General features: G+C 72.5%; 10 protein-coding genes. 7 read left to right on the plus strand and 3 right to left on the minus strand.

The annotated features are described in order from the left end of the window. The first annotated feature begins 21 nt into the window (after window positions 1-21). On the plus strand, window positions 22-201 hold the full coding sequence (locus ACFY15_RS26215; RefSeq protein WP_390826147.1) for a hypothetical protein: 180 nt from the start codon (window positions 22-24) through the stop codon (window positions 199-201). 141 nt (window positions 202-342) lie between these two features. On the opposite strand, the gene ACFY15_RS26220 is transcribed toward ACFY15_RS26215, so the two are convergent. Beyond that, window positions 343-3,606, minus strand: a complete 3,264-nt coding sequence (locus tag ACFY15_RS26220; protein ID WP_390826148.1) for a S41 family peptidase — start codon at window positions 3,604-3,606, stop codon at window positions 343-345. A 191-nt stretch (window positions 3,607-3,797) separates the two neighbouring features. Between ACFY15_RS26220 and ACFY15_RS26225 the strand changes: the two genes are divergently transcribed. Beyond that, the gene (locus ACFY15_RS26225) at window positions 3,798-4,376 is read left to right on the plus strand and encodes a TetR/AcrR family transcriptional regulator (RefSeq protein ID WP_042816673.1); all 579 of its coding nucleotides are present in this window, start codon (window positions 3,798-3,800) and stop codon (window positions 4,374-4,376) included. Between the two features lie 239 nt (window positions 4,377-4,615). Then, window positions 4,616-6,826, plus strand: a complete 2,211-nt coding sequence (locus ACFY15_RS26230; protein ID WP_390688493.1) for an MMPL family transporter — start codon at window positions 4,616-4,618, stop codon at window positions 6,824-6,826. 92 nt (window positions 6,827-6,918) lie between these two features. On the opposite strand, the gene ACFY15_RS26235 is transcribed toward ACFY15_RS26230, so the two are convergent. Next, window positions 6,919-7,353 carry an SsgA family sporulation/cell division regulator gene (locus ACFY15_RS26235; protein WP_390688494.1) on the minus strand — a complete coding sequence of 145 codons (435 nt, stop codon included), beginning with the start codon at window positions 7,351-7,353 and terminating at the stop codon, window positions 6,919-6,921. Between the two features lie 176 nt (window positions 7,354-7,529). On the opposite strand from ACFY15_RS26235, the gene ACFY15_RS26240 reads away from it, so the two are divergent. From ACFY15_RS26240 to ACFY15_RS26255, 4 genes are all read left to right on the plus strand, one after another. Continuing rightward, on the plus strand, window positions 7,530-8,585 hold the full coding sequence (locus tag ACFY15_RS26240) for an energy-coupling factor ABC transporter permease (protein WP_390826149.1): 1,056 nt from the start codon (window positions 7,530-7,532) through the stop codon (window positions 8,583-8,585). Between the two features lies 1 nt (window position 8,586). After that, window positions 8,587-9,348 carry a cobalt ECF transporter T component CbiQ gene (gene cbiQ / locus ACFY15_RS26245; protein WP_390688496.1) on the plus strand — a complete coding sequence of 254 codons (762 nt, stop codon included), beginning with the start codon at window positions 8,587-8,589 and terminating at the stop codon, window positions 9,346-9,348. Beyond that, window positions 9,336-10,142 carry an energy-coupling factor ABC transporter ATP-binding protein gene (locus ACFY15_RS26250; protein ID WP_390688497.1) on the plus strand — a complete coding sequence of 269 codons (807 nt, stop codon included), beginning with the start codon at window positions 9,336-9,338 and terminating at the stop codon, window positions 10,140-10,142. Before cbiQ ends, ACFY15_RS26250 begins: the two co-directional genes overlap by 13 nt. 100 nt (window positions 10,143-10,242) lie before the next feature. Beyond that, window positions 10,243-11,400, plus strand: coding sequence for a serine hydrolase domain-containing protein (locus ACFY15_RS26255; RefSeq protein WP_390688498.1), 1,158 nt, complete (start codon window positions 10,243-10,245; stop codon window positions 11,398-11,400). 37 nt (window positions 11,401-11,437) lie between these two features. On the opposite strand, the gene ACFY15_RS26260 is transcribed toward ACFY15_RS26255, so the two are convergent. Further along, window positions 11,438-11,917, minus strand: a complete 480-nt coding sequence (locus ACFY15_RS26260; protein WP_390826150.1) for a YbaK/EbsC family protein — start codon at window positions 11,915-11,917, stop codon at window positions 11,438-11,440. Between the last annotated feature and the right edge of the window lie 37 nt (window positions 11,918-11,954).

The following is an 11,954-nucleotide window of genomic DNA, read 5'->3' on the forward strand; positions in this document are numbered from 1 at the left end:
CACCCCTCAGGGAGTGCACGCATGGGTATCAAGGACCAGTTCCAGGACAAGGCGGAGCAGCTCAAGGCGAAGGCGCAGCAGCCGCAACAGGGGGCGAAGGACGAGGCGTCCTCGCGTTCGCGGCAGGCCAAGGCGAAGAAGCCGCAGGCGCAGAAGCCGATCGACGACGTCCGCACCGAGCTGGACGACAGCTGGGACTGACCGTCCGCAGACAGCCCCGAGGGGCGCGATCCGCACGTCCCGCGGATCGCGCCCCTCGTGCCGTGCGCCCTCGTCGCCCCCGCGCCCTCGTCGCCGTCGCCCTCGTCGTCGGGCGCTCCGGCCGGCCGTGCGCTCCGTGCGCTACGGCCGCGGCGGGAGCTTCGGACGGCGTCCGTCCGGGACGTTCGTGTAGCCGGGCGGGATCGCGGCCGGGTCCTGTTCCAGCAGCTCCAGTGCCAGGTACACGGCGTCGTCCAGCTGCGCGTGGCGCCCTTCCGCCCAGTCGAGGGGGGTGCGCATGATCTCCAGGTCCGGTTCCACGCCGTGGTTCTCCACCGACCACCCGTACTCCGGGAACCAGGCGGCGTTCATCGGCACGGTGATCACGGTGCCGTCGCCCAGGGTGTGCCGGCCGGTCATGCCGACCACCCCGCCCCAGGTGCGCTGGCCGACCACCGGCCCGAGGCCGAGCAGTTTGAACGCGGCGGTGATCATGTCCCCGTCCGAGGAGGTCGCCTCGTCCGCCAGGGCCACGATCGGGCCGCGCGGTGCGTCGGAGGCGTAACTGACCGGCTGGGCACCGCGCGTCAGGTCCCAGCCCAGAATCGATCGGGTGAGTTTTTCGATGACGAGTTCACTGATGTGGCCGCCGGCGTTTCCCCGTACGTCGACGATCAGCGCGGGCCGGGACATCTCCATGCGCAGGTCGCGGTTGAACTGGGCCCAGCCCGAGCCGCCCATGTCGGGGATGTGCAGGTAGCCGCAGCGTCCGCCGCTGACCTCCCGGACGACGGCGCGGCGCTTGGACACCCAGTCCTGGTAGCGCAGCGGCCGTTCGTCGACCAGCGGGACGACCGCGACGCGCCGGGAGGGGCCCTCGCCCTCGGCCGGGGCGAACGTCAGCTCGACGGTGGTGCCCCCGGCCGCCGCGAGCAGCGGGTAGGGGCCGGCGACCGGGTCGACGGGCCGGCCGTCGACGTGGGTGAGGACGGCGCCCTCGCGGATGCCGGTGCCGGCGAGCGGGGAGCGGGCCTTGGAGTCGGAGGACTCGCCGGGCAGGATCCGTGCGACCACCCATCCCCCGTCGCGGCGCACGAGGTTGGCGCCGAGCAGGCCGATCGCCCGCTGGTAGTGGGGCGGGCCCTCGTTGCGGCGGGCGGGGGAGACGTACGCGTGCGAGGTGCCGAGTTCGCCGAGCACCTCGCGCAACAGGTCCGCGAACTCGTCCGGGGAGGCGACCCGTTCGACCAGGGGACGGTACTGGCTCAGCACCGCGTCCCAGTCGATGCCGCACATGTTCGGCTCCCAGAAGTACGCGCGGATGAGCCGGCCGGCCTCCTCGAAGGCCTGCCGCCACTCGGCCGCCGGGTCCACCTCGTGCAGGATGCGGCGCAGGTCGAGGTAGACGGTGGAGTCGCCGTCACCCGGTTCGGTGGCCGGCACGGCGCGGAGGTCACCGTCGTCGTTGACGACGATGCGGGTGCCGTCGCCGCTGACCGCGAACCAGTCCAGCCCCGAGGCCAGTTCGGTCTTGCGGGCCTTGGTCATGTCGAAGTGCTCCAGCGTCGGCTTGCCGCTGGTGTCGGCCGGGTTGGCGAAGGTCTCGCCGAGCGCGCCCGAGATGGGCCAGCGCAGCCACACCAGCCCGCCGCCGTGCACGGGGTGCAGGGCCGAGTACTTCGAGGCGGTCACGGGGAAGGGGGTGACCCGGCTCTCCAGGCCCTCCACTTCCACGGTCACCGTCCCGTCGCCCTCGCCGGGCTCCCCCTCGACGGGGTCGAGCCCGCCCGCCGCCGGGCGGCCGTCGGGGGAGAAGGCGAAGGGCGAGGGGGTCGCGGAGGACAGCGGTACCAGGTACGGGCGGCAGCCCAGCGGGAACGACAGGTCGCCGGTGTGGACGTCGTACACCGGGTCGAACCCGCGCCAGGACAGGAACGCGAGGTAGCGGCCGTCGCGGGTGAAGACCGGGTTCTCGTCCGCGAAGCGGCCGTTGGTGACGTCGACGACGACGCGGGCTCCCGGCCCGGAGATCCTCGCCATCTTGATCTGCCGCAGGGAGCGGCCGATCCCGGGGTGCGACCAGGTCAGCCAGTAGCCGTCGGGGGAGAAGGCGAGGTCGGTGACGGGCCCGTTGTCGGACCGGATCAGCTCGGTGGCCTGCCCGTCGGACTCCTCGGTCGCGTCGAGGAGCAGCAGCCGTCCGTCGTGGGAGGCGACGGCGAGCCGCTCGCCGGCCGGGTCGGACAGCAGCTCGGTGACGCGGCCCAGTTCGCCCGAGGCGAGCCGGCGCGGCTCGCGGTCCCCGGAGGCGCGGGGGAGGTAGGCGATCTCGACGGCGTCCTCGCCCTCGGCGTCGGTGACGTAGGCGACCTGGCCGCCGCTGCCGAGCATCTCGGGGAGGCGCACGCGCACGCCCGGGGTGTCGGCGATGGTGCGGGCCGGGCCGTCGCGGTGGGTGAGCCAGTACAGGCTGCCGCGGATGACGACCGCGCTGGCCCGGCCGGTGGTGTCCACGGACAGCGAGTCGACGTTGCTGGCGGCGGGCACCTGGTAGGTGCGGCGGCCCGCGCGCGGGCCGCCGAGGCGGACGTCGAGCCGGCGCGGGGAGGCGTCGGCGGCGAGGGAGTCCACGAGCCAGAGCTCGCCGGCGCACTGGTAGACGACACGGGAGCCGTCGCTGGAGGCGTGCCGGGCGTAGAACTCCTCGTGGTCGGTGTGGCGGCGCAGGCCGGTGCCGTCGGGCAGGCAGGAGTAGAGGTTGCCGACGCCCTCGTGGTCGGAGAGGAAGGCGATGCGGCCGTCGACGAACATCGGCGACTCGAGGTGGCCTTCGAGATGCTCCAGCAGGCGTACGCCGTGCAGCCACAGCCGGCCGGTGGCGCCGCCCCGGTAGCGCTTCCAGGAGGCGGGCTCGTGCGGGGGCTTGCCGGTGAGCAGCAGGCTGCGGTGTTCGCCGTCGATGTCGGCGACCTGGATGTCGGAGACCGGGCCCCAGGGCAGGCGTCCGCCGGGGCTGCCGTCCGTGGGCAGCTTGTAGGCCCAGGAGTAGTACGAGAACGGCTGCCCGTGCGAGGAGACGGCCAGGACGTTGCCGTCGGGGTCCCAGCCGCAGACGCGGGTGTCGGTGGAGCCCCAGTGGCTGAGGCGGCGCGCGGGGCCGCCGTCCACGGGGGCGAGGTGGATCTCGGGGTCGAGGCTGCGCCAGGTGGTGAAGGCGATCTGCCGCCCGTCGGGGGAGAAGCGGGGGTGGCCGACCCGGGTGCGGTCGACGGTGATCCGCCAGGCCCGGCCCGGTGTGCGGCCCTCGGGGACCAGCGGGGCGACCCACAGGTCGTCCTCGGTGGCGAAGCACAGCAGTTCGTCGTGCAGGTGCGGGAAGCGGAGGTACGCGACGTCGTGACTCACCCCACAATGCTTTCCGCGCCAGAGGGGCCCGGCAACTCGTACAGGTGCCCCATGTGTGACCCAGACCACCGGCCCTAGCGAAACGGAACGGTTTCGTTTCGTTAAGGGCGGGGGTACGCTTGCTGGTGTACGAAACCGTTTCGTTCGGATGGGTGGTCGTGATGAAGGGAAGCTGCCGGGTCACCGACGCGATGTCGGCGCGGCGCAGCCGGATCACCCCCGAGCGGGAGGCCGAGCTCCACGAGGCGGTCCTCGACCTCCTCCGCGAGGTCGGGTACGAGGCGCTGACCATGGACGCGGTCGCCGCCCGTACGAAGTCCAGCAAGGCCACCCTCTACCGCCAGTGGGGGAGCAAGCCGGAGCTGGTCGCGAAGGCCCTTCGGTGCACCCAGCCGGTCTCCCTGCGGGAGATCGACACGGGCACCCTCCGCGGGGACTTCGCACGGATGGTCGCGCACTCCGACGACGTGCAGATGGCCAAGGACACCGCCCTGATGCGGGGTCTGGCCCATGCCGTCCACGAGAGCCCGGAGCTGCACCGGGCCCTGCGCGACCTGCTGGTCGACCCGGAGATCAACGGTCTCCAGGCCATGCTCCGCCGCGCGGTGGAGCGGGGCGAGGTCCGTCCGGACTGTCCGGCGCTGGACTTCGTGCCGCACATGCTCATCGGGGCGTTCATCGCACTGCCGCTGATCGAGGACCGGTCCGTCGACCGGGCGTTCCTCACCCAGTTCATCGACGCCGTGGTCTTCCCCGCCCTCGGCGTCTGATTCCCGAGCGACTCCCCAGTCCTTCCTGAGCACCGCCGGGTACTGTCCGGTTCCGCCAGTGCCGTCCAGTACCCCCGGGGCCGCTGCCCGTACTCCCCGTACCTCCCCACGTACCGCCTGCTGCTCCTGACACGCCGCTCTCGTCGTCGGGCCGGCTTTTCACGCCCTGATCCGCCCTCGGCCCTGCGGCCGTACGGGCGCAGGATCCATCCCACGACCTGAAACGGGAGAACCACGACGTGGCCACCTTCCTCTACCGGCTCGGGCGCGGCGCCTTCAGGCGCCGCGGCCTCGTCGCCCTCATATGGGTGGCGCTGCTGGTCGCCGCCGGCTTCGGCGCGGCGACGGCCGCCGCGCCCACCTCCGGCTCGTTCTCGATCCCCGGCACCGAGGCCCAGAAGGCCTTCGACCTGCTGGACAAGAAGTTCCCGGGCATGTCCGCCGACGGCGCGACCGCCCGCATCGTCGTCAAGGCCCCGGCGGGCGCCAAGGTCACCGACCAGGGCCCCAAGGCCGAGGTGGAGAAGCTCATCTCCGGCCTGAAGGAGGGCGAGGGCGCCGCACAGGTCGCCACCGTCGACGACCCGTACCAGGTGCAGGCGGTGAGCCAGGACGGCTCCACCACCTACATCACGGTGAAGTACAAGGTCAGCGGCATGGAGCTGAAGGACGTCACGCGTGACGCCCTCAAGGACTCCGGGCACGACGCGCAGAAGGCCGGCCTCCAGGTGGAGATCGGCGGAGACGCGCTGATGGAGGCTCCCGAGACCGGCTCCGGCGAGGCCATCGGCATCCTGATCGCCGGCATCGTCCTGGTCATCACCTTCGGCTCGCTGGTCGCGGCCGGGCTGCCGCTGCTGACCGCGCTGATCGGCGTGGGCATCGGCGTCTCCTCGATCACCGCGCTCGCCAACGTGCTGGACCTCGGCTCCACCACCTCCACCCTCGCGATGATGATCGGCCTCGCGGTCGGCATCGACTACGCGCTGTTCATCGTCTCCCGCTACCGCGTGGAGCTCGCCGAGGGCCGTGAGCGCGACGAGGCCGCCGGCCGCGCCGTCGGAACCGCAGGCTCCGCCGTCGTCTTCGCCGGTCTGACCGTGGTCATCGCCCTGGTGGGCCTGGCCGTCGTCAACATCCCGATGCTGACGAAGATGGGTGTCGCGGCCGCCGGAACGGTGGTCATCGCGGTGCTCGTCGCCCTGACGCTGGTCCCGGCGATCCTCGGACTCGCGGGCAGGAAGGTCCTGCCCGCCGGCAAGAAGAGCAAGCTGTTCGGCAAGGGCCGCCCGGCCGGCGCCGAGGCCAAGCCCAACGGCGGCACCCGCTGGGCCCGCTTCGTGCTGCGCCGCCCGGTCATGGTGCTGCTGATCGGCGTGATCGGCCTCGGCGCGATCGCGGTGCCGGCGAGCAAGCTGGAGATGGGCCTGCCGGACGACGGCTCCAAGCCGGTCTCCACCAGCCAGCGCAAGGCCTACGACATGCTGTCCGAGGGCTTCGGCCCGGGCTTCAACGGTCCGCTGATGGTGGTCGTGGACGGCGACAAGGCGCTCGCCGACAAGACCGTCGACCGGATCAAGGGCCTGGAGGGCGTGGTCGCGGTGACCCCGCCGCACCAGAACGAGGCCAAGGACGCGGCCGTCATCAGCGTGATCCCGAAGGAGCGGCCCTCCTCCACGGAGACCGAGAACCTGGTCCACAAGATCCGCGAGGGCAACGGGGACGATGTGTTCGTCACCGGCGCGACCGCGATGAACATCGACTTCTCGCAGAAGATGAACGACGCGCTGCTGCCCTACCTGGCGCTCGTGGTCGGCCTGGCCTTCCTGCTGCTGATGCTGGTGTTCCGCTCGATCCTGGTCCCGCTCAAGGCGGCCCTCGGCTTCCTGCTGTCGGTCGTCGCCGCCCTCGGCGCGGTCGTCGCGGTCTTCCAGTGGGGCTGGCTCGGCTCCGTCTTCGGGGTGGAGCAGACCGGTCCGATCATGTCGATGATGCCGATCTTCATGGTGGGTGTCGTCTTCGGCCTGGCGATGGACTACGAGGTCTTCCTCGTCACCCGGATGCGGGAGGCGTACGTCCACGGCGAGCGGCCCGGGCAGGCCGTGGTGACGGGCTTCCAGTTCAGCGCCCGTGTGGTCGTGGCCGCCGCCGTCATCATGATCGCCGTCTTCTCCGGCTTCCTGGGCGCCAGTGACGCGATGGTCAAGATGATCGGCTTCGGCCTGGCCGTCGCCGTCCTGTTCGACGCCTTCGTGGTGCGCATGGCGATCGTGCCGGCGGTGCTGGCGCTGCTCGGCCACAAGGCCTGGTGGCTGCCGGCGTGGCTGGACCGGATCCTGCCCAACGTGGACGTGGAGGGCGAGAGCCTGCGCAAGCACCTCGGGGAGTCGGCGCAGGAGTCCGGGGCCCCGGAGGACCCTGACAAGCAGCGCGAGCTGGTCAACGCCTGACCCCGCGGGCGGCTAATGCCCGGTGGTTGGTTGGAGGCATGTGAATCCCGGCCCCGCATCTGGAACCCCAGGTGCGGGGCCGGCCGCGTCCGCTACGCCGTACGGGTGGCCGTGGGCCGCGCGCCGGTGGCGGATCCCGCGTCGGCGGCGGCCGCGGTGGCGTACGTACGGCGCAGGAAGCGCCGCAGCACGGCGCTGTCGAACTGGAGCACGGCGACACCGTCGGGGGAGTGGAACTCGACCACGGCCTGGACCCGGCCGCAGGGCCAGACCCGTACGTCGCCCGTCCCGGTCGGCGCGAGCAGGCCGGCCTCCAGCAGGGTGCGCGGGAAGACCCACTCGTTGTCGGTGCCGTCGGGGGACAGCTCGGCGGGGAAGACGATCCTGACGGCCAGGGGCTCGGCGGTGGTGAACCGCAGGGCCACCGGGATCGCGCGGAAGAGGGGGTCGTCGCTGATCACGCGGGCGCTGACCCGCTCCTCGACGGCCGCTGAGGTGGCTGGTGGATTCTCGGCGGTGGCTGACATCGACCGGACTCCTTGAATCGGAACATGCACGTCCGTTTTCCTGTCCAGCCTCGCACATTCCCACGAAACCGCACGTATGTATTTGTGTGGCGCCAGCTCTTGCCAATCGTTTGCAAGTGGGCACTACTCTTGAACGGTTAAACACTCATGCGAGGAAGAGGAAGCGGAGCCGCTCCATGCACGTGCCCGACGGATTCATCGACGCACCCGTCTCGGTGGCCGCAGGAGTGGCGGCCACCGCCGCTGTCGCGGTCAGCCTGCGCGGCGCCCGCCGCGAACTCGACGAACGCACCGCCCCCCTGGCCGGCCTCGTCGCCGCCTTCATCTTCGCCGTGCAGATGCTGAACTTCCCCGTCGCCGCCGGAACCAGCGGCCACCTCCTGGGCGGCGCGCTCGCCGCGATACTCGTCGGCCCCTACACCGGCGTCCTCTGCGTTTCCGTCGTCCTGCTGATGCAGGGCATCCTCTTCGCCGACGGAGGCCTCACCGCCCTCGGCGTCAACATCCTGAACATGGCCGTGGTGACCGTCCTCGTCTCCTACGCCGTCTTCCGCCTCCTGCTGAAGCTCCTGCCCTCGGGCCGGCGCTCGGTCACCGTCGCCGCCTTCGCCGGAGCCCTGCTCTCGGTGCCCGGCGCGGCCTTCATGTTCACCCTGCTCTACGCCCTCGGCGGCACCACCGACGTCCCGATCGGCAAGGTGTTCACCGCCATGGTCGGCGTCCATGTGCTCATCGGCATCGGCGAAGCCCTGATCACGGCCGCCACCGTCGGCGCCGTGATCGCCGTCCGGCCCGACCTGGTCCACGGCGCGCGCGGACTGGCCACCCCGCTGAAGCTGCGCGTCGGCGGAGAGCTCGTCGACGCCCCCGCCGCGGCCCCCGTCCCGGCCGCCGCCCGCTCCACCCGCAAGCTGTGGCTGACCGGCCTGGCCACCGCCCTCGTGCTCGCCGGGTTCGTCTCCTTCTACGCCTCCACCAGCCCGGACGGCCTGGAGAAGGTCGCCGCCGACAAGGGCATCGACAGCAAGGTGCAGGAACACGCCGCCGCCGACTCCCCGCTCGCCGACTACAGCGTCAAGGACGTCGACGACGCCCGCCTGTCGGGCGGCCTCGCCGGCGTCATCGGCGTCGGCGCGACCGTCGCCGCCGGCAGCGGCGTCTTCTGGGCCGTGCGCCGCCGCCGCGCCCAGGACCTGACCGCGTCCTCCACGGCCGCCCCGTCGGCGGGCTGACGTGGGAGCGGGCCACGCGCACAAGCTCTACCGGCACGGGCACTCGCCCGTGCACGAGCTGCCGCCGCACTGCAAGATCGCCGCGACCGCCGGCTTCGTCATCGTCGTCGTCTCGACACCGCGCGAGGCGATGTGGGCCTTCGGCCTGTACGCCGTCCTCGTGGCCGCCGTCGCCACGGCGGCCCGGATCCCCGCCGGGTTCCTGCTGCGCCGGCTGCTGATCGAGGTGCCGTTCGTCCTGTTCGCCGTGCTCATGCCCTTCGTGTCGCAGGGCGAGCGGGTGGACGTCCTCGGCATGTCGTTGAGCGTCTCCGGACTCTGGGGCGCCTGGAACGTGCTCGCCAAGGGCACCCTTGGGGTGGCCGCCTCCGTGCTCCTCGCCTCGACCACCGAACTGCGGGCGCTGCTGCTGGGTCTCCAGCGGCTCAAGCTGCCGCCGCTGCTCGTGCAGATCGCCTCCTTCATGATCCGGTACGGCGACGTCATCAGCGACGAGCTGCGCCGGATGGCCATCGCCCGGCGCTCGCGCGGCTTCGAGGCGCGCGGGATCCAGCACTGGGGGGTGCTCGCCAAGACCGCCGGCGCCCTCTTCATCCGCTCCTACGAGCGCGGCGAGCGGGTCTACCTCGCGATGGTCAGCCGCGGCTACGCCGGCTCCATGCCGGTGATCGACGACGTCACGGCGACCCGCGCCCAGTGGGCGTACTCGGCCGTGCTCCCGGTGACGGCGCTCGCCGTCTGTCTGATGGGATGGACGCTGTGACCGCTCCCTCAACTTCTAATGCCTCCACCGCTTCCGCTGCCGTTAGCCCCGCGCCTTCGCTGGAGGTGTCCGGCGTCGCCTACGCCTACCCGGACGGGCACCAGGCCCTCTTCGGCGTCGACCTCACCGTCGGGCGCGGCGAACGCGTCGCCCTCCTCGGCCCCAACGGCGCCGGGAAGACCACCCTCGTCCTCCACCTCAACGGCATCCTGGGCGGCGGCGTCGGCACCGTCACCGTCGCCGGGCTGCCCGTGGAGAAGCGCAACCTCGCCGAGATCCGGCGGCGGGTCGGAATCGTCTTCCAGGACCCCGACGACCAGCTGTTCATGCCGACCGTGCGCGAGGACGTCGCCTTCGGCCCGGCGGCCGCCGGCCTGCGCGGCGCCGAGCTGGAGGCCCGGGTCCGCGAGGCCCTCGAACAGGTCGGCATGGCCGGCTTCGCCGACCGCCCGCCGCACCATCTGTCCTTCGGGCAGCGGCGCCGGGTGGCCGTGGCGACCGTACTGGCGATGCGGCCGGAGATCCTCGTCCTGGACGAGCCCTCCTCCAACCTCGACCCCGCCTCGCGGCGCGAGCTGGCCGACATCCTGCGCGCACTGGACGTCACCGTGCTGATGGTGACGCACGACCTGCCCTACGCCCTGGAGCTCTGCCCGCGCTCGGTGATCCTCAGTGAGGGGGTCATCGCCGCCGACGGACGCACCCGGGACCTGCTGTGCGACGAGGAGCTGATGGGCGCGCACCGGCTGGAGCTGCCGTTCGGCTTCGACCCGCGCTCGGTGGCCGCGGCGTAGTCCCGGCGCGGGCCCGCGGGACGCTCCCGCACCGCCCACGGGGGCGTCCCGGGCGGCGAGGGCGCGGCATAAGCACAGGTCTTCGGTTGTTGGGGTGCTCGTGAACATCCAGGGTGTGGTGACCGAGGGCTTCGAGCCCGTACGAGAGGCCTTCGCGCGCAACTTCGAGGTGCTCGGGGACCGGGGTGCGGCCGTGGCCGTGTACCACGACGGCCGCACGGTCGTCGACCTGTGGGGCGGGACGAAGGACGCCCACGGCACCGAGCCCTGGGCCCAGGACACCGCGACGATCGTGCGCTCCGCGACCAAGGGCGTGGCGGCGGCCGTACCGCTGCTGCTGCACCAGCGCGGGCTGCTGGACCTGGACGCGCCCGTGAGCGCGTACTGGCCGGAGTTCAAGGCGGGCGGCAAGGAGCGCGCCCTGGTGCGCCACCTGCTCGCGCACCAGGCCGGCGTTCCCGCGCTGGACCGCGGCCTGACGACGGCGCAGGCGGCGGACGGGGCGTCCGGGGCGCGGGCCGTCGCCCGGCAGCAGGCGTTCTGGGAGCCGGGCAGTGCGCACGGCTACCACGCGCAGACCTTCAGCTGGCTGGTGTCCGAGCTGGTGCTGCGGGCCACCGGTCGCACCGTCGGCGGGATCCTGGCCGAGGAGATGGCCGAGCCGCTGGGGCTCGACTTCTGGATCGGCCTGCCGGAGGGCGAGGCGCACCGGGTGGGCCGGGTGGCGCCGGTCGAGCCGCCGCCGAGTGCGGGACTGCTGAAGACGCGGCCGAGGAGAAACGTTTCGGAGGCGTATGCCGACCCCGAGTCCCTGACCCGCCGCGCCTTCGCCGCCATCGACCCCCAGCCGGACGAGAACGACCCCGTCTACCAGGCGGCGGAGCTCCCGGGCTCGGCCGGCATCGGCACCGCTCGCGCCCTGGCGCGCTTCTACGCCGCGACCATCGGTGTGGTGGAGGGCGGGGCCCGGATCTTCACCCCGGCGACCACCGTGCTGGCCGGCACCGAGTTCGCGGCGGGGCCCGACCGGGTGCTGGTCGTGGGCACCCGCTTCGGCCCGGGCTACATGCTGCACGGTCCTTCGTCCCCGCTGCTGTCCCCGGCCTCCTTCGGCCACCCGGGCCGCGGGGGCTCGCTGGCCTTCGCGGACCCGGAGGCGGGCATCGGCTTCGGCTATGTCACCAACGCGCACGCCAAGTCGGTCACCGCCGACCCGCGGGCGCAGGCGCTGGTGCGGGCGCTGCGCTCCTGCCTTTAGCGCTTTGTCGCTTTGGCGTTTTTCGCCGTTGTCGTCGTCAGCTCCGCTCGCGTACGTCGGCCAGTTCCGCGGCGGCGTGCGTGACCAGTTCGTGCGGGGGCATCGGGAACACGGTGTGCGGGGTGCCGGCGGCCGCCCAGACGACGTCGTGCCGCAGGAGGGCCCGGTCCGCGAGGACGCGGGTGCGGGTGCGGTGGCCGAAGGGCGGGACGCCGCCGATGGCGTAGCCGGTGGTCTCGCGGACGACCGCCGCGTCCGCGCGGGTGACTTTCCCGGCGTCGAGTTGACGCCGTACCGCCTCGACGTCGACGCGCGAGGCCCCGTCCATGAGGACCAGGACCGGGACGCCGTCCGCCGCGAAGACCAGTGACTTCACGATCTGGCTGAGCTCGCAGCCGATCGCGGCGGCGGCGTCGGCGGCCGTCCGGGTGCCTTCGGGGAAGGTGCGGATGGCGAGGTCGAGGCCCAGATCGGCGAGGGCCTGGGCGAAGAGGGGGTGCGGGGTGCTGGTCGTCATGCCGGGACGCTAGCGCCGTGCGTGGCCGGAGGCGAGG

Origin of the sequence: Streptomyces sp. NPDC001373, from assembly GCF_042895815.1 — a bacterium.
Classification (GTDB): Bacteria; Actinomycetota; Actinomycetes; order Streptomycetales; family Streptomycetaceae; genus Streptomyces.